Raw genomic sequence first — 16,954 nt, forward strand, 5'->3', positions numbered from 1 at the left:
CTGATCGAAGCTGCCCAGGCCCGGTGGCGCATGGTCAACGCCCCCCACCTGGTCGCCCTCGTCCGTGCCGGCGTCCCCTTCACCAACGGCAAACAGGTCGAACGGCCCGACCAATCGGACACCCAACCGAACGCCGCCTAAGACACGCCGATCCACAGGATTTGACTATTCCTCCCTCTCGACGCGCTTGAGGGCATCTGCCGCACCGCCGCTACGGTGAGCCCGTGTCAGTTCGCGCCAGATTGCGTGTCCCGGATCCGCGCCGGACGCTGCTGCCACGCCCCCGGCTTGCCAACCCGCTCCGGGCCAGCAATCGTCCGCGGCTCGTCCTGCTGTCCGCCGCGCCGGGGTCGGGTAAGACCACGCTGCTGCGGCAGTGGCTCGCCGAGCTCGCCGCGTTCACCAATCCCTCCGAGCCGTCCCCACCCTCCGGACGCCAGCGCCTCCGTCTCGCCTGGGTCGGACTCGATCAGTCGGACGCCGACGGCGTCCAGTTCGTCGCCGACATCGTCGACTCGCTCCGCGCCGTCGAGCCCGAGATCGGCATCGGGGCCCAAGCCCTGCTGGCCACCGGACGCGCCAACCCGGACGATGTCGTGGTCTCCCTCCTCGACGATCTCGACAACGCGGACGGCCTCACGGTCCTGGCCCTCGATGACCTGCACCGCACCGCAGACAATCCCGCAGCCATCGGCGTCCTCGAGTTGCTGCTCGACAACCTGCCGCCCGGCGTCGTCGTCGCAGCAACCAGCCGCGCCGACCCGGATCTCCCCCTCGCGCGTCTCCGGGCGCGGGGCGAGTTGGTCGAGGTCAGGGGCCCCGCGCTGCGGTTCACCGCCGCGGAGGCCGACGAGTTCCTCCGGACCGTCCTCGGCCTCGACCTGCCGCCCGCCCACGTCGAGGCGCTCGTCGCCAAGACCGAGGGGTGGGCGGTCGGCCTGCAACTGGCCGGGGTGTCCGCCTTGGCCCGCGCGCACGACGGCCCCGAGAGCCTGGACGCCTTCGTGCGCGCCTTCAGCGGCACGCACCGCTTCGTCCTGGACTACCTCGTCGAGGAGGTCCTGGACGCCCAACCCCCGGACGACCGCGCCTTCCTGCTCGCCACGTCCGTGCTGGATCGCCTCACCGGCGCCCTCGCCGACGCAGTGACCGGCCTGCCCCACGGCCAGCGCCGCCTCGACCGCCTGGAGCGGGCCAACGTGTTCCTCAGCGCCAGCGATGACGAAGGCTGGTACCGCTACCACCCCCTGTTCGCCGACGCCCTCCGCGGACGCCTCGCCCTCGAACTCCCGGACGCCGCCCCGCAGCTCCACCGCGTCGCGAGCGCCTGGTTCGCCGCCCACGGCCAGCTGGACGATGCCCTGCAGCACGCGGCGTCCGCCGAAGACGGCCCCTGGTTCGCGGACCTGATGGAGTGCGCCGCGCCGATCCTCCGCCGCGAGCGTCGTGATCGGCGGCTCATCGCCTGGCTCGCCGAGCTTCCGGACGCCGAGGTGCGACGGCGTCCGCTGCTCGCCATGACGGCCGCGGCGGCGAAGATTTCCGAGGGCGACCTGGCCGCTGCCCAGGCCTGGCTCGACCTGGCCGAGGCCCCCGCGGACGCCCCAGCCCTCAGCCAGCAGATCCCGGCGAACCTGGCCGCCACCAGGGACGATGCCCTCCGCGCCGTGCCCGCCAACGTTCAACTCTTCCGCGCCTCCCTCGCCCAGGCGTCCGGCGACCTGCCCGCAACCGTCGCCCACGCCAAGCGCGCCCTGGCCACCGCCGCCCCCGCGGACCACTTCGTCCGCGGCGCGGCCGCGGGCTTCCTGGGGCTCGCGCACTGGGCCGCCGGCGCCTTGACCGAGGGCATCGACGTCTTCACCGGAGCCCTCGACCACCTGGCCGCGGCGGGCAACCACACGGACGCCGCCGGCGCGACCGTCGTGCTGGGCGCGATGGCCCTCGCGGACGGCCGCCCCGCCGACGCCGAGCGCCTCTACCGGGCGGCCCTCGAGCGCGCGACCAGCACCCCCTCGACCGCCACGGCCGTCCTCGCCGACCTGCACGTCGGGCTCGCCGACGTGCTGCGGCAGCGGAACGCTCTGGACGCGGCGGCGTCCCACCTCGAGCAGGCCGCCCAGCTGGGCGAGGCCGCGTCGCTGCCGGAGAACCGCTTCCGCTGGTTCGCCGTGCGCGCCGGCGTCCAGGTCGCTCTCGGCCAACACGACGCCGCCTTGCGCGACCTGGACGAGGCCGAGCGCCGCTACCGACCCGGCTTCTTCCCCGACACCCGCCCGCTGCACGCGGCGCGAGCGCGCGTCATGGTCTGGTCCGGCAACCTCTCGGACGCCCGCGCTTGGGCCCGTCGGCACGGCGTCCCGGACGCCGATCCGGCGGCCTTCCTCCGCGAGGACGAGGTGCTGACCCATGCACGTCTCGTGGCGGCCGAGCGTCGGGTTGGGCTGGCCGACGACGCCGCCGTGGCGAAGGTCCTGGCTCAGATCGCCGGCATCATCGAGGCGGCCATCCGAGCCGGACGCCAGGGCAGTCTGATCGAGGCGCGGATGGTCCAGGCGCTCGTGCTCCAGGCGCTTGGCAAGTCCACGGAGGCCACTGATGCCCTTGCGGACGCCGTCGAACTCGGCGTCCCGGCGGGCTACGCCCGCCTCTTCCTCGACGAAGGGACGCCGCTGCAGCCCCTGCTCGGACAACTCGCTTCCACGGCCCCAATGCCCACCGCCCTCGCGGCACGGACGTTGCTCCAGACCGATCCACGGCACCAACCTCTCCCCATCGCGGGCCCCGGCGGGGCACTCAGCGAGCGCGAACTGGAGGTGCTACGCCTGCTGGCGTCCGACCTGAGCGGCCCCGAGATCGCGGCGCGCCTGTTCGTCTCCATCAACACCCTGCGCAGCCATTCCAAGAGCATCTTCACCAAGCTGGACGTCCGCACCCGCCGGGCCGCCGTCACCCGGGCGCGCGAGGGCGGACTGCTGTAGAGGCGTCCGGTCACAGCGCGGTTCACATCATCATGTGATGTCAGCTCACGAGGGCGACGCCTAGCGTCGATCAGGTGCCCCGGAACGTCTGGGGCTTTCCTGACCCGGGAGTCATCCTCATGAGTTCTCACCCGTTCCGACTCGGACGCCTCGCCGGCGCCACCCTGGCGGCCGCCGGTGCCGTGTTCATCGCCGTCCAGATCAACCATCCGCCCTTGACACTCGAGCTCGTCGGCACCCGCGAGTTCGTCCTGCGCGAGTCCGCCAAGATCGTCATGGCCGGCCTCGCCCTGACCGGCATCACGACCCTGACGGTCTGGCACGGACGCCGGTTCGGCCTCTTCGGACGCCTCAGCGCGGCCCTGTTCGGGGCCGGCTATCTGGCCATGCTGTGCGTCCAGACGATCGCGGCGCTCGTGCTGCCCGCCATCGCCGCAACCTCACCTGACTACGTGCGGAGCGTCCTGGCGGCTGCCAAGGGCGGGCAAGCCGCGACTGACATCGGCGGGATCCAGGTGCTGCTCACGCTGTCGGGCATCGGCTACCTGGTGGGTGGCCTGCTGTTCGGCATCGCGCTGTTCCGGGCAGGCGTGGTGGCCCGCTGGGCCGGTGCGCTGCTGGCGGTCGCGACCACGAGCACGGTGGCCCTGGCGGTGCTGCCCGAGTTCTTCGCCCGCGTCCTGGCGATCCCGACCGGGATCGCGTTCCTCGGCATCGGCTGGTCGGCGTGGCGCGCCGCGACCCGACCCCCGGCCGACGTGACCGACGGCGTCCGGGTGGCTGAAGGCGTCCGATGACGGAGGTTCGACGGTCGGCGACTGCCGCGGCGTCCGAACGGATCGCGAGTCTGGACGCCTTACGCGCCGGGGCTCTGTTTCTGGGCGTCGTTCTGCACTCCCTGATGAGCGTCGGCACGATCGGGTGGGTCGTGACGGACGACTCCCGCGTGCCGGTGGCCGACGCGATCATCAACGGGATCCATGTGTTCCGGATGCCACTGTTCTTCGCCCTGGCCGGCTACTTTGCGCGCGGCTCGCTGGCGCGCCGGGGCCCCCGTCGGTTCGCGGCGGATCGCGCCAAGCGCATCCTGGCCCCGATGGTCGCGCTCTGGCCGGTGGCCGTACTGCCGGTCATCGTCGTGGCGATCGCGTTCGCGATCACCCACCCCGACGTGCCGACCACCCCGCCGTCCGACGACCCGCTGGCCATCGCCACGCCGGCGCACCTGTGGTTCTTGTGGTCGCTCACGCAGCTCTACGTCCTGTTGTTGCTGGCCAGCTGGCTCCTGCCCAAGGTCACCTCGGCCGAGCGGCGCGAGCGAGTTTCGGACGCCCTCGCGCGAGTCCTCACCGGGCCGGCGGCCCCGCTGTGGGCGGCGATTCCCCTGGTCGCGGCACTGTGGTTGCAGCCGAGCGGCATCGTCGGGCCGGCCACCCTCCGGCCTGAACTCCCCGCCACGCTCGCCTTCGGCGGCGCGTTCGGTGTGGGGTGGTGCTGGGCCGGGACGGCGGACGCGCTCGACCGGCTCCGGCGGGGCTGGCAGCTGCGTCTGGCCGGGGGAGTCGTGCTCACTGCCCTGTGCCTGATTGTGGGGGCGCCGGCGCCCGGGCAGTCTTCGCTCCTGGGGCTGCTCACCACGCTCGTCGCCTACCCGTTGGCGACCTGGCTGTGGGTCTACGGCCTGGTCGGGTTCGCCGCCACCTGGCTGCGGGCGCCGCGGACGGGCGTGCGGTATCTCGCGGAGGCGTCCTACTGGGTCTACCTCACCCATCTCGGCTGGGTGTGCCTGCTGCAGTTCGCGGTCGCCGACCTGGCGTGGCCGTGGCCATTGAAGGTCCTGCTCGTCATCGCCGGGACGATGGTCGCCACCCTGTCGACCTACCACCTGCTGGTCCGCTCCACGCTGATCGGACGCTGGCTCAACGGGCGCACCTACTCGTTCCGGAGGCCGTCCGCCGGCTCGGACCAGCCTGCCGAACTGGCGGAGGCGTCCCGATGACAAAGCCAACCGCCAAGTCGAGTGACGCGCGTCCCGGACCCCAACCGGGGCTCGATCGCGCCCTGCGGATCTTCCCGCTCGTGCTGCTCGCGCTCGGCGTGGGCTTGACGGTCGGCGTCCAGGACGGACGGCTCGGCCAGCGCGAGGTGCTCATCGTCCTGGTCCTCGGCGGACTCCTGACGACCTATCGCGTGGCCCTCGCCGCCTGGGCGGTGCCGAAACGCGTCCGACAGGCGGGGTTCTGGCTGACCCTCCCGATCGTGGTAGCACTGGTGGTGGTGGCGCCTGCGTTCGTCCTGTACGCCGTGGGCCAGCTCGTCGAAGGCTGGCTGCTGTTCGGCCCACGTGCCCGCGTCGACTCGCGCGGTCATCAGGACGGTTCGCCGTGATCCGGCGCCACCAACGCAGCTACGCGGATGAACGCAACGGTTCGAGGGCGTCCAGGATGAGATCGAGCCCGACGTCGAACTCGTCGGCCGGGTTGTAGCCCGCAGCGACGAGCGCGGCCGCCAACGCCAGCACGTGGCTCCAGCCCGCACCGGCGCTGATCGCCTCCCTTGGGGGCTGATGGTGCGCCGGGCGCGGCCGGCGGGCAGCCGAGTGGTCAGGCGCTGGCCCGGTGTGTGTCTCGCGCGAGCGAGTACAGCACGGCTGCGCCGAAGGCCAGGAGCAGCCCGAGCCCCATGTGCAGCCCGACGACGCCACCGCTGATCCGCCCAGGAGCCGGAGTGCTCAGCAGCCCCCAGTACGTCTGCAGGCCGGCACCGACCGCGACGAGGAGAGCCAGCTTGAGCGCCATCGTGGGCGCTCCGCGCCGCGTCCAGAGGATCGCGAGGACGAGCGTCACGACGGCCCCGGCCGCGAACACGTAGCCGAGGCCGCCGTGCATCTTGGTGAGCGGGGTGGAGTTCGTCACGACGCTGGCGACCGCCAGCAGGGGCTGCGCCGCGCCGATCGCGGCGGTGCTGAACGCCGTCTGGCGCAGCAGGGTCTGAATCACCGGGGGCTTCGTCGACTCCGTCACGCGGACAGGCTAGACGAGCGGTCAATCACCGTCGACTGCTGCCCCGAGACCTCGGCCATCACCGACCTCTTCGCTTGAGGCCGCCGCTGGCCTGTCCAGCCAGGTGTCCGACGCGGAGCTCGACGGCTCTCATCGTGCAGACGCGCGACGGCGTCCAGGTGAATCCATAATGTCCCCTGGAGCACGGACATTGTGCGTAGTTCAAGGGCTGCGAAGTCATCGCCTCATTTGAGGCATGGCAAGACAGTAGAAACGGCCGCATTTTTGGCGACATGCATTGCCACCAGTCTCCTCGCGGGAGGCGCCGTCGGGACGCCGCCGCTTACGATCGGCTCGTGACTGAATCCGGACGCCGCCCTGCGGCTGGGCCGTCTGCCTGGGTGGACGCCCGCGCCGGCGTCGCCGGCGACATGCTCTTGGGGGCGTTGCTGGACGCGGGGGCGTCCTAGCGCGTTCTGGACGGTCCAGCGTCCGGTGCCCTTCTGTCCGGCCTGGTCGACGATGATGTCGACGAACGGACGCCCCGTCTCGGCGTCCACGTGATGAAGCACCTCGGCGGTGATCTCGATGAGGAACGACTCCAGGTCGCCGGAGTTCCACTCGGCGAAGATGTCGCCGATCTCGGCCGGGGTCGCGCCGAGGCCGGTGCGCAGCAGCTGGTAGGCCTCGCCGATCAGCTGCATGTCGGCGTACTCGATGCCGTTGTGGACCATCTTGACGAAGTGGCCGGCGCCGTCCGGGCCGACGTGGGTGCAGCACGGGACGCCGTCGACGACCGCCGAGATGCTCTCCAGCAGCGGTCCGAGGGCCTCGTAGGACGCCGCGGGGCCGCCGGGCATGATCGCCGGACCCTTCAGTGCGCCCTCCTCGCCGCCGGAGATGCCGGCGCCGACGAAGTGGATGCCGACCTCCTTCAGCGCAGCCTCGCGCCGGATCGTGTCGGGGAAGTGGGCGTTGCCGCCGTCCACGAGGATGTCGCCGGACTCCAGGTGGGGCAGCAGCGACTCGATGGCGGCGTCCGTGCCCTGCCCGGCCTTGACCATCATGATGATCCGGCGCGGACGCTCCAGGCTGGCGACGAAGTCTTCAACCGTGTCGGACGCCACAAAGTCGCCTTCGGTGCCGTGCGCGGCCATCAGCTCGTGCGTGCGCGACGGGGTCCGGTTGATCAAGGCGACGCGGTGGCCGCGGCTGGCGAAGTTGCGGGCCAGGTTGCTGCCCATGACGGCGAGACCGACGACGCCGATCTGGGCGGTGCCGATCCGATCGGCGGGGGTGGTGGTCATCTGGGAACCCTTTCGATGGTGCGCGGGAGGCGTCCGGCGGGATGCGTGCGGTGCTGGTTGGACGACCAACCAAAACCGCACGCCCGGCTCACCGTCGAGGGCGCCACGCCGGCGGCCTTGGCCACGTGGTAGATCGTGACCGGATTACGGGATTGCTCGGACACGCGCTCACAGGAGCGCCGCAGCAACGCGTGGCAACCCGTTGCCGCAAGGTCGCTTCGTTGATTGGCTGGCAGTGACAGTTCAAACGTGGGCTCCGGTTTCCGGGAAGGCGGCCAACTCGGCGACGATCGAGCATCGGACATGGCTCCACTGTCGTCCAGTCGTACCGCGCGCTCAAGGGCGGCGGGCAACTGAGCGCAACCGGCAGATTCGCCTGGCTGGTGTGCGTGGCACCTCACGGATCGGGAAAGCACGGCCACGTGAACGATCAGCCGATTGGTGGCGGAGTTGTTGTTGTCAGGGAACAGTAACTCCGCCAGCAGTGCGCCGAACGCCCAGCGTGGGTGCTCCAGCCACCGGACGGGCCCATCGCTGAGCCCCCGCTCGGGTTCTGTTCCGCCGGTGTGGCAACTCGCGGCAACGGTTGGCCGAGGAATCTGGAGTGCAGCACGATCGGACCATGCCAGGACTTGCTCTCCATCCCGAGCGGATGCTCCCCGCGGACGCGACGCTGCGTCCGATCGCGCGTGAGCTCTACGCCAGCGTCCGCGACCTGCCGATCATCTCGCCCCACGGCCACGTGCCCCCGGTGTGGCTGGCCGACGATGTGCCCTTCGCCGACCCCACCTCGCTGCTCATCACCCCTGATCACTACGTGAATCGCATGCTCCACAGCCACGGCGTCTCGCTCGCCGACCTGGGCGTCGCGCAGGCCGACTTCACCCCCGAGCAGTCCCGCAACGCGTTCCGTATCTTGTGCTCACACTGGTCCGACTACCGCGGGACGCCGGTGAGGTTTTGGCTGGAGTCCGAGCTGGCCGACATCTTCGGCATCGACCTAGCCCCGTCCGCCGACACCGCGGATCAGATCTACGACTCCATCGCCGCCGCCCTGGTCACCCCGGCGTTCAAGCCGCGCGCGCTGTTCGAGCGGTTCAAGATCTCGTTCCTGGCGACCACGGACGACCCCTGCGACAACCTCGAACACCACGCCAAGCTCGCCGCGGACGCGTCCTGGCACGGCACGGTCGTCCCGACGTTCCGCCCCGACAAGTACCTCGAGCCGGCCCGCCCCGACTGGACCGAACTCGTCGACAACCTCGCCGCCGTCTCCGGCATCGCCACCGACACCTACGCCGGCGGCCCGCAAGCTGGCGCTGCTCAACGGCTCGCACTCGCTGCTCGCCTACGCGGGCACCATCGTCGGACACGAAACCGTCGCGGATGCCATCGGCGATGAGCGCTGCCGGTCCTGGGTCGAGGCCTGGTGGGACGAGGCCTGTCGGCAGCTGCCCTTGCCAGGTGATGAATTGGACGCGTATCGCGCGGCCCTCCTGGACCGGTTCGCCAACCCGAACATCCGCCACGCGCTGGCCCAGATCGCGGGCGACGGGTCGCTCAAGCTGCCGGTCCGGATCGTGCCGACCCTGCGCGCCGAGGTCGCCGCAGGCCGGACGCCGACCGGTGCCGCCCGCGTCATCGCCGCCTGGGTGCTGCACCTGCGCGGCCTCGGAGCGCCGGTCAAAGACGTCAACGCCGAGAGGCTCACGCCGCTCGCCGAGGGCACCCTGGACGAGTCGGTCGGGAAGGTCCTGACCTTCTTGGACGCCGACCTGCCCGGCGTCCGGGAGGCCGTGTTGGCCGCCGCGCAGGAACTCGCGGCGTCGGCGTCCTAACGACCAAGGGCCGATGAGGTACTACTGAAGGTCCCTGAGCTTGTCGAAGGGACGGAAGCGAGGAAGACGATGAAGCTACGCGAGGACGCCCGCTGGTCGCTGGTGGTGCCGACGTCGATGGGGATCCGGATCACGCCGGAGCACCGCCAAAGCGTCCACACGGCCGACCGGTACCTGCTGCAGGCGACGAGCGCCGAGACGAACGTGGCGTCCGTGGTGTCTCACCTCGGCGAGCCCACGAAGGTGCTGACGGCGTTCGTGGCGGGCTCCCCGATGGCGACGATCATCAAGGCGAACCTGCGGGCGCGGGGGATGGACTTCGAGGGTCCGGAGCTGCCGCAGGGCGACGCGTGGGGGCTCCGGCACCAGTTCAACATCGCCGACTCCGGCTACGGCGGACGCGCCCCGCGCGTCTGGAACGACCGTGCGGGCGAGGTCGGTCGGGAGCTGTCCGTCGACCAGTTCGACCTGGACCGGCTGTTCGGACGCGAGGGCGTCAAGGTGCTGCACCTGTCCGGGCTGATCGCCTCGTTGTCGCCCAAGACGTCGGCCTTCTGCGTCGAGCTGGCCCGGGCCGCGAAGCGCCACGGCACTGTCGTGAGCATGGACATGAACTATCGGGCGTCCTTCTGGAAGGGACGCGAGTCCGAGCTGGCTACGGCTTTCGCCGAGCTGGCGTCGCTGTGCGACATCCTCTACGGCAACGAGGAGGACTTTCAGCTCTGCCTCGGCATCCCCGGACCCGAGGCGGGCGGCGAGGGCATCGACGCCGAGATCGAGGGCTTCAAGGCCATGATCGGGCGCATTTCCGCGGCGTACCCGTGGGCGTCCATGATCGGCACGTCGCTGCGCGAGGTGGTCTCCGCCGGACGCCATCGCTGGGGCCTGATCCTGTGGGAGCGTAACGATTCGGACGCCGCCGGCGCCGGTGAGCTGGGCGGCACGACGGTCGTGCTGCCGCTGCGCGAGATCGAGGTCCTGGACCGCATCGGCGGTGGGGACGGCTCGGTCGGCGGGGTGCTGTACGGCGTCCTGCAGGAGTGGCCCGTCGAGCTGTGCGCCCAGTTCGGCTGGGCCTGCGGGGCGCTCGCGGCGACGTCGCTGCACGACTATGCGGCACCCGCCGACGAGGCTCAGGTGTGGTCGATCTGGGAGGGCAACGCCCGCGTCCAGCGGTGAACTCAGTCCAGCGGTGAACTCGGGCCCGATACGGAGTCGCCACCGGGTTCACTGGGTGCTCGTTGTTGCGGTCTTCCGGGAGCTTCAGCACCCAGTTGGGCTCCTGTTCCTCGGCCGTCACTGTGAGCGAGCCCTCGTCAGTGGGCCCTATTCGCCACAGGGCGTGAAGGTTCCCCCGATGACGCCGATGCTTTGGTCTGTGGGCTTGGGATCGATGCTCGGGAACGTGTAGCCCCAGTGCTGGCCGACCAAGGCGTCCCCGGTGAGGTCGGGCAGGTCCCCGCCGGCGGCCTGGAGGGCCTGGAAGGTGGTCGTCCAACTCTTCCCGGCGTCCAGGGTCAGGGTGGCGGGACGTGTGGCGGTCTTGACCCGCCACCACATCAACGGAGTCCCGGCCACGCCGGTGTCGAACGTCAGCGTCAGCCCTTGCCAGCGCACCATGTGCAGCTTCGCGGGGCGTCCGGTGCAGGGGATGGTGGCCGTCTCCGTCGGCTTCCCGAGGGTCGACTCCAGGGCGGGCAGCACCTGGGCGAGCTTCGCCGAACCGAGGGTGAAGGATCCCACCTGGGTCTCGGTCAGCCGAAGGGTGGACGCTCCCGGCGACGGGGCCGACGCCGCCGGGTCGGCCGCTGAGCCGTCCACCGCGGCCGGTTCGCCTGCCGCGGCCGCGGCTGGTGCGTTGTAGGCGGGCGGGGTGGCGTGCGGTCGGTCGCGCCGCTCGGCGACGCAGCCGGTCACGGCGATGGCGCACGCCAGAACCGCCACGATCGATCGCCGCACTGGGTCAGGGGTTGGCGTCCGATCAGGGCCGGCTTCCGGGGCAGGCGTCCGAAGATAGGACGCCGTCAGGCGCCTTCCCACTCCCAGAGGGTGCCGGGACGCCCGCGTCCGAGGACGACTTTCCGGGGGCTCACGCCGAGTCCCTTGACGGACGCCAGGCGTCGATTGAGGTTGCCGCGGTCGGGTGACGAGCCGGTCAGTGACTTCGTGATCGCCACCGCGGACGACACCGGGAAGCTCGGACCCGTCAGCGCGCGTGTGAAGTCCGTGTTGCGCCACAGCCGCTCGACCAGCAGCGGACGGCACTGGCTGATGATGAAGTTGTGGTCGAAGCCGAGCTCCGGCAGCTCGTCGAGGGGGAACCATTGCACCTTGTCGAACGCGGATCGGTCGGCGGGGGAGTCCGCGACGGCCCACATGGCGATCGACAGCGTGGCCCCGCGGGGGTCGCGGCTGGGCTCGTCGAAGACGGTGAGCTGGCCCTGGGCGCGCAGGTGCAGGCCGAGCTTGCCGAGCGCGGCGCGCTCGGCGGCGTCCGCCAGCCGCTCACCCTCGCGCAGGACGACACCGGGCAGCGAGAGTCGACCCAGGTAGGGCTCGGTCCGGCGCGGCGAGACGGCAATCTCAACCTGCCGCTCGGCGGTGCTGTAGCGAAGGGTCAGCACATCGACCGAGACCATCGAGCTGTTCGGCCGCTCCACGCGTCCCTCCTTCGGTTGACCTACGCGATTGGTTCTGACGTACTGCGACTCTAGCCGCCCAATTTGGTGCCAGGCACCAATGTTCTGCGGTTGAGGCGCTGGAACAAGCCTGGGGCCCGTTGTGGCCCGCCGAACGGGAGCCTCCCTCGATCCGGGGTGGGTCGCGTCCGGCCGACGGGACCCGTTGGCCTCGGACCCGGCGCGGCGTCCGACGGCGTGGCTTGCTGCTGGCGGACGCCTCCGCAGCCCCGAACAGGAGTGACCATGAGCCAGACCAGCCGCCGCGAGGCGCTGAAAGCGCAACAGCTCGCCCAAGCCAAGGCCGCGCGGCGAATGCGGATGATCGGCCTGGGAGCGGCCGTGGCCGCAGTGCTCCTTGCCGTCTTGCTGATCGTGGCGCTGGTCAACGGCGGGTCGACGGCGTCGGCGTCCTACCTGAAGAACTCGGAATTGCCGGAGCCGACCTGACCACCTACCAGCAGTGCTACGACACGAAGGCCCCAAGCCGTTCCTCGACGCGGTGTCGAAGGCGTACTACAACTCGGGGGTTCGAGGGACACCCACGTTCGTCCGCAACGGCGCGCAATTGCCGATTCAGCCCGTGGACGACACCAAGAACAAGATTCCGGCGACGACCGTCGATCAGTTCAAGTCGCTGATCTTGACCGGCAAGTAGGGCGGCTGGTTCGCGTGGTGGCCAGCACCCACGAACGGCAGCGCGAGCCTCAACCCCAGTGGACGCCGCTTGTTAGCTCGTGGGTCCGGGCCATAGCCTCCGGATACTTCATTCGATGAACTGTTCTGGAGGATCACCGTGTCACCGCTGCGTCGCCTGGACCGCCCACACTCGGACGCACCAGCAACGCGCGCCAACCGGACGCCACGCCTGGTGCTGCTCGGGAACCTGATCCTGGTGTTGCTGTGGCTCGCCGCGGCCGGCATCGGCGGGCCGAAGCTCGGCCAGCTGTCGGGGCTGCAAGAGAACGACTCCACCGCCCTTCTCGCCGCGAGCGCCGAGTCGAGCGTGGCGCGCGAGCAGGCGTCCGCCTTCTCCGACAGCTTGACCCTGCCCCTGTTCGTCGTGTTGACCAAGGACGCCGACATCAGCGCCGACGACCTGAAAGCCGTCGGCACCTACCTCGGCAAGCTCGGCGAGCTCAAGATCCACGACGGCACCACCCTGTCTGAGGTCGTCACGGAGGCGCCCGCCGCGCTGATCCCGTCCGAGGACAAGCGCGCCATCTTGGTGCCCATCGCCCTCGACTCTGACAAGGCGACCAAGAAGCTCGGCGAGGCCTCCGTGACCCGGCTCGTGATCGACGCCGTGCAGGCCGACGCGACGACCCAGCTGTCGGCGTCCGGCTTCAGCGTCGCCACCACCGGACCCGCCGCCTATGTGGCCGACTTCGCGAAGGCGTTCGCGGGCATCGACGGGATCCTGCTCATCGTGGCGCTGGTCGTCGTCTTCGTGATCTTGGTGCTGGTCTACCGCAGCCCCTTCCTGCCGATCGTGGTGCTGCTGTCTGCGGTGTTCGGGCTATCTGCTGCGGGCATCGTCGTGTACGAACTGGCGAAGCGCGGCCTGTTGTCGGTGTCGGGACAGTCCCAGGGCATCTTGTCGATCCTCGTCGTCGGCGCCGCGACCGACTACGCGCTGCTGATCGTGTCCCGGTTCCGCGAGGAGCTGACGCGGACGGCGTCCACCTTCGACGCCATGAAGCGCACCTGGCGAGGCACCGTCGAGCCGATCAGCGCGAGCGCCGCCACCGTCATCGCCGGGCTGCTGTGCCTGCTGCTGTCGGACCTGGGCTCAACGCGTTCGCTCGGTCCCATCTCGGCGGCCGGCATCGTGGCCGCCCTGCTGGGCGCGCTCACCTTCCTGCCGGCGGTGTTGTTGCTGATCGGACGCCGCATCTTCTGGCCGCGCATCCCGCGGTTCGTCGGCACCTCGGACGCCGTGGGCGACGACGGCGTCGACGGGACCGGGCTGTGGGCGTCCATCGCTCGGTTCGTCGGACGCCGGGCGCGTCCGGTCTGGATCGGGGCGACGCTGTTGCTGCTCGCCTGCGCCGCGTTTGTGCCGCAGTTGAAGACCGACGGCCTTGGGAACACCGAGGTGTTCAGGGTCAAGGTGGCCAGCGTCGAGGGCGAGAAGGTGCTGGCCCAGCACTTCCCGGCCGGGGCGGCGTCGCCGCTGACAGTGGTGGTGCCCGAGGCGTCCTCGCAGGCGCTCGTCGACAAACTCGCCGCCCTGCCGGGCGTCGCGTCGGCGTCCATCGCGACGGAGAAGCCGGCCCCGCAGACGGGGCCGCCCGGACCACCCGCGGCACCGAAGACCAAGGTGGTGGACGGCAAGGTCCTGGTGAACGTGACCCTGGACGCCGAAGGGCAGACGCGGGCGGCGCAGGACGGGGTGGCAGCGGTGAGGACGGCGGTACACGAGGCCGATCCCGGGCTCAAGGTGGGCGGCATCGCCGCGCAGGCCCTGGACACCCGGCTCGCGAACGAACGAGACGTCCGGACGGTGCTGCCCGCGATCATCGGCGTCGTGTTCGTGGTGCTGGTGCTGCTGCTGCGCGCGCTGGTCGCACCGCTGGCGCTCGTCGTGGCCAACCTGCTGTCGTTCCTGGCGACCTTGGGGGTGTCGGCGCTGGTGTTCGAGCACGTGCTCGGGTTCAAGAACTCAGATCCGTCGACGCCGATCTATGCGTTCGTTTTCCTGATCGCGTTGGGCATCGACTACTCGATCTTCCTGATGACGCGCGTCCGGGAGGAGTGGCCGCGCGCCGGCGGACGCGTCGCCGTGTTGCGTGGCCTCAGCGTGACGGGCGGGGTGATCACGTCGGCCGGGGTGGTGCTGGCGGCGACGTTCGCGGCGCTGTTCGTCATTCCCTTGGTGTTCATGGCGCAGATCGCGTTCATGGTGGCGTTCGGGGTGCTGATCGACACGTTCATCGTCCGGGCGTTGCTGGTCAGCGGGCTCATCTACGACCTCGGACGCTGGTCCTGGTGGCCGAGTCGCTTCGGCCAGTCCGCCGCCCCCAGGCGGGCCGCCCGTTGATGCGCCAGCCGGCTGAGCCTGGCGAAGCTGGCTGAGTGGTCTGCTCGTCAGGCCAGGGCGTCCAGCAGCTGCCGGGCCGCGGCGTCGGCGTCCGATCGCCTGCCGGCTAGGCAGACTGCGCCCCGAGCCAGCGCGCCGGACGCCAGCAGCACCTCCCGTGGACGCGTCAGCGCCGCGACGGCGTTGTCGACCAGCGCCAAGGCGGCGCGTCCCGGATCGAGGGGGGTCAGGACGCCGTCGGCGTCCGGGTCGTAGGTGACGCTCGCGACCAGCGCGCAGAGCAGCGGGGCGTCCTGGACGCGGGCCCCCAGCTCGGACGCCGGCACGTTCCAGCGTCCGCCCTCGCCCCGGATCGACAGCCGCCGCGGGTACGGGTGGATCAGGCCGCCGGCGTCCACGACGGCGTACTCGTCGGACAGGTAGCTGCAGCCGGCGCGCAGCAGCGCGCTGACCAGCGTCGTCTTGCCGGCGAAGCTGCGGCCGGGCAGCAAGATCGCGCCGCGCGGCGTCCCGACGGCGCCCGCATGGAAGAAGACGGCGTCTGGGGAGTGCAGCGCCACGTACGAGGCGAGGTCCCGCTCGACGGCGTGCAGCAGACCGTCCCAGTGGGCGTGGCGTGCGCGTCCGTCGGGGCCGTCGAGGACGAACCGGCCATCGGCGTCGACCGGGCCATCGGCGCGCACTGTGACGCGGCGTCCTGGCTCATCATCGGTCGGCGTGGCGCCGGGCGGCAGGGTCGCCGCCAGGTTGGCCGCCGCGTCCGGGTGGACGCCGTCGTCCCAGGCGAGCTCGACCACGACCCCGAAGCTGCGCACCCGGAGGCGTCCGCCGCTCATCGAGCGCCGCCGCGTCGTCGATACCAGGCGCTGGAGCCGTCCATCAGCCGGCGGACGCGTCCGGCCTGCCAGCGCGCCCAGTTCTCACCCAGGCGGAGTTGCCGGCGCCCGCGCTCCGACCAGTGTGCCGACGAGGTGAGATAGCCGCGCAAGCCGCGCTCGGCGATGTCGTTCGGCGCCAGTTTCGGGCGTCCGAAAAGGGCGGCCAGCTCGGACGCCCCCGCCTGGGTCAGCGCCCACGCGACCGTGGGCGCCACCTCGAGTTCGCGTGCCACGGACGCCGCCGCCCGCCACTGCGTCGTGTCGACCACCTCGATCGCAGGGGCGAGGTCGTCCTTGGGGCGCTGGGTGGCGTCCTGGGTGGCGTGGATCGCCAGGTGGACCAGCCTGGCCGGCACGTCGAGCACCTCGACGGTGGCGTCCCCGAGCTTCAGCTCGTCGGCGTGCGCGAACAGCACCCGGCACGCCTGGCGCGGGCTGAGGCCGACGCGGGGCAGCGTCCGGTGCAGGTCGACGGAGGCGCGGGTGGGGTGCGTCCAGTTCTCCGAGTGGATGCCGCGGGCGCGCGTGTAGCCGAGTCGACGCAGAAGCGCGCCGGCGGGGCGGCGTCCGGACGGGGCGACCAGCACGTCGATGTCGGCCGACGACCGCTCGGGCAGCCGGAGCAGCGCCCGCGTGGCGGCTCCCTTGAGGAGCAGGGCACGGACGCCCACGGCTCGCAGGTCTGCCACCAGGGACGCCGCCGCCCGGTCGTTGCGGGCCACCAGGTGGCGGTCCAGGGCGACGCGGAGGGCGTCGGGCGGGACGGTCACGGCGTCCCGTCTCGGAAGCGCTCGGGCTCGGCGACCGCCGACGGATAGTGCAGGTGCGCCTCCTGGACGGCCACGTCCGGGGTGACCAGGAGTGCCGTCAGCCGGCCCGCCGCCGTCTCGTTCGCCAGCCACTGATCGATGGCGAGGTGGTCTGCAATCCAAGCCGCGGCGTCGGTCGGGTCGGCGGGTACGGCGTCCAGGATGGCGTCGAACGCCCGCGCGTGGACGGCGAGCGCGTGCGTGGTGGTGGCGCCGGTCAGCCGGACGAGGTGGTCGGCGTCCGGCAGGGGCGTCCGGACGCCGCGATCGAGCGGGACCCCGAGGTAGCACAGGTCCCACTCGCTCGCGTAACGCCATGCGCATGGCGTTGACCATAATGACACCCTTTGCAAGCGTTACAGCGGCAGTGCTATTGACTTCTTTTTGAGCATATGGTGTGTAATACGTAATGGTAATA

At 71.0% G+C, this 16,954-nt stretch carries 16 protein-coding genes and 2 pseudogenes; 11 read left to right on the forward strand and 7 right to left on the reverse strand.

Features of this window, described 5'->3' with window-relative positions; all coding sequences use genetic code 11:
• The 5 genes and pseudogenes from FN821_RS00005 to FN821_RS00025 all read left to right on the forward strand — a co-directional run.
• Positions 1-141 (forward strand): annotated as a pseudogene (locus FN821_RS00005) (IS256 family transposase); the annotation flags it as partial.
• Between the two features lie 83 nt (positions 142-224).
• A complete protein-coding gene (locus tag FN821_RS00010) occupies positions 225-2,981 on the forward strand; it encodes a winged helix-turn-helix domain-containing protein (protein WP_131170514.1) in 2,757 nt (918 codons plus the stop codon).
• 119 nt (positions 2,982-3,100) lie between these two features.
• The gene (locus FN821_RS00015) at positions 3,101-3,778 is read left to right on the forward strand and encodes a hypothetical protein (RefSeq protein ID WP_131170515.1); all 678 of its coding nucleotides are present in this window, start codon (positions 3,101-3,103) and stop codon (positions 3,776-3,778) included.
• The gene (locus FN821_RS00020) at positions 3,775-4,980 is read left to right on the forward strand and encodes an acyltransferase family protein (RefSeq protein WP_131170516.1); all 1,206 of its coding nucleotides are present in this window, start codon (positions 3,775-3,777) and stop codon (positions 4,978-4,980) included. The genes FN821_RS00015 and FN821_RS00020 overlap by 4 nt, the downstream gene beginning before the upstream one ends.
• A complete protein-coding gene (locus FN821_RS00025; RefSeq protein ID WP_131170517.1) occupies positions 4,977-5,369 on the forward strand; it encodes a hypothetical protein in 393 nt (130 codons plus the stop codon). The genes FN821_RS00020 and FN821_RS00025 overlap by 4 nt, the downstream gene beginning before the upstream one ends.
• A gap of 215 nt (positions 5,370-5,584) precedes the next feature.
• Here FN821_RS00025 and FN821_RS00035 read toward each other — a convergent pair whose 3' ends face one another.
• Together FN821_RS00035 and gndA are read right to left on the reverse strand one after the other, a co-directional pair.
• Complete coding sequence (locus FN821_RS00035; protein ID WP_131170518.1) at positions 5,585-6,004, reverse strand: hypothetical protein; 420 nt, start codon at positions 6,002-6,004, stop codon at positions 5,585-5,587.
• Positions 6,005-6,450: 446 nt separating this feature from the next.
• Positions 6,451-7,290 (reverse strand): annotated as a pseudogene (gene gndA / locus FN821_RS00040) (NADP-dependent phosphogluconate dehydrogenase); the annotation flags it as partial.
• 622 nt (positions 7,291-7,912) lie between these two features.
• Between gndA and FN821_RS00045 the strand changes: the two are divergent.
• From FN821_RS00045 to FN821_RS14820, 3 genes are all read left to right on the forward strand, one after another.
• Entirely contained in the window at positions 7,913-8,692 is a 780-nt protein-coding gene (locus tag FN821_RS00045) for a glucuronate isomerase (protein ID WP_131170520.1), read from the forward strand.
• Positions 8,652-9,128: a mannitol dehydrogenase family protein gene (locus FN821_RS00050; RefSeq protein ID WP_241660049.1), complete on the forward strand. Its 477-nt coding sequence runs from the start codon at positions 8,652-8,654 to the stop codon at positions 9,126-9,128. The genes FN821_RS00045 and FN821_RS00050 overlap by 41 nt, the downstream gene beginning before the upstream one ends.
• Positions 9,129-9,197: 69 nt before the next feature.
• Positions 9,198-10,307, forward strand: a complete 1,110-nt coding sequence (locus tag FN821_RS14820) for a PfkB family carbohydrate kinase (protein ID WP_131170522.1) — start codon at positions 9,198-9,200, stop codon at positions 10,305-10,307.
• A gap of 147 nt (positions 10,308-10,454) precedes the next feature.
• On the opposite strand, the gene FN821_RS00060 is transcribed toward FN821_RS14820, so the two are convergent.
• Together FN821_RS00060 and FN821_RS00065 are read right to left on the reverse strand one after the other, a co-directional pair.
• Positions 10,455-11,168, reverse strand: coding sequence for a hypothetical protein (locus FN821_RS00060; protein ID WP_142640430.1), 714 nt, complete (start codon positions 11,166-11,168; stop codon positions 10,455-10,457).
• Positions 11,153-11,788 (reverse strand): NUDIX hydrolase, encoded by a 636-nt coding sequence (locus FN821_RS00065; RefSeq protein WP_241660029.1) that lies wholly within the window; start codon positions 11,786-11,788, stop codon positions 11,153-11,155. Before FN821_RS00065 ends, FN821_RS00060 begins: the two co-directional genes overlap by 16 nt.
• A gap of 264 nt (positions 11,789-12,052) precedes the next feature.
• Here FN821_RS00065 and FN821_RS00070 point away from each other — a divergent pair, with 264 nt between their 5' ends.
• The 3 genes from FN821_RS00070 (at position 12,053) to FN821_RS00080 (ending at position 14,849) form a co-directional block, all read left to right on the forward strand.
• Positions 12,053-12,256 carry a hypothetical protein gene (locus tag FN821_RS00070; protein ID WP_131170524.1) on the forward strand — a complete coding sequence of 68 codons (204 nt, stop codon included), beginning with the start codon at positions 12,053-12,055 and terminating at the stop codon, positions 12,254-12,256.
• 13 nt (positions 12,257-12,269) lie between these two features.
• On the forward strand, positions 12,270-12,464 hold the full coding sequence (locus FN821_RS00075) for a hypothetical protein (protein ID WP_131170525.1): 195 nt from the start codon (positions 12,270-12,272) through the stop codon (positions 12,462-12,464).
• Positions 12,465-12,602: 138 nt separating this feature from the next.
• Positions 12,603-14,849 carry an MMPL family transporter gene (locus tag FN821_RS00080; RefSeq protein WP_206661924.1) on the forward strand — a complete coding sequence of 749 codons (2,247 nt, stop codon included), beginning with the start codon at positions 12,603-12,605 and terminating at the stop codon, positions 14,847-14,849.
• A gap of 47 nt (positions 14,850-14,896) precedes the next feature.
• On the opposite strand, the gene FN821_RS00085 is transcribed toward FN821_RS00080, so the two are convergent.
• Genes FN821_RS00085 through FN821_RS14065 form a run of 3 tightly spaced genes read right to left on the reverse strand, consistent with a single transcriptional unit; the run spans position 14,897 to position 16,880 of the window.
• A complete protein-coding gene (locus tag FN821_RS00085) occupies positions 14,897-15,685 on the reverse strand; it encodes a hypothetical protein (protein WP_131170526.1) in 789 nt (262 codons plus the stop codon).
• Positions 15,682-16,497, reverse strand: coding sequence for a nucleotidyltransferase family protein (locus FN821_RS00090; protein WP_165489163.1), 816 nt, complete (start codon positions 16,495-16,497; stop codon positions 15,682-15,684). Before FN821_RS00090 ends, FN821_RS00085 begins: the two co-directional genes overlap by 4 nt.
• Entirely contained in the window at positions 16,494-16,880 is a 387-nt protein-coding gene (locus FN821_RS14065) for a hypothetical protein (RefSeq protein ID WP_165489164.1), read from the reverse strand. The genes FN821_RS00090 and FN821_RS14065 overlap by 4 nt, the downstream gene beginning before the upstream one ends.
• Positions 16,881-16,954 lie beyond the last annotated feature (74 nt).

It is taken from the genome of Propioniciclava tarda (assembly GCF_900182665.1).
Taxonomy (GTDB): Bacteria; Actinomycetota; Actinomycetes; order Propionibacteriales; family Propionibacteriaceae; genus Propioniciclava; species Propioniciclava tarda.

Coding starts and splice junctions, on each gene's coding strand:
- FN821_RS00015 (WP_131170515.1), top strand. CDS start 3,101: ATGAGTTCTCACCCGTTCCGACTCGGACGCCTCGCCGGCGCCACCCTG.
- FN821_RS00020 (WP_131170516.1), top strand. CDS start 3,775: ATGACGGAGGTTCGACGGTCGGCGACTGCCGCGGCGTCCGAACGGATC.
- FN821_RS00025 (WP_131170517.1), top strand. CDS start 4,977: ATGACAAAGCCAACCGCCAAGTCGAGTGACGCGCGTCCCGGACCCCAA.
- FN821_RS00045 (WP_131170520.1), top strand. CDS start 7,913: ATGCCAGGACTTGCTCTCCATCCCGAGCGGATGCTCCCCGCGGACGCG.
- FN821_RS14820 (WP_131170522.1), top strand. CDS start 9,198: ATGAAGCTACGCGAGGACGCCCGCTGGTCGCTGGTGGTGCCGACGTCG.
- FN821_RS00070 (WP_131170524.1), top strand. CDS start 12,053: ATGAGCCAGACCAGCCGCCGCGAGGCGCTGAAAGCGCAACAGCTCGCC.
- FN821_RS00085 (WP_131170526.1), bottom strand. CDS start 15,685: ATGAGCGGCGGACGCCTCCGGGTGCGCAGCTTCGGGGTCGTGGTCGAG.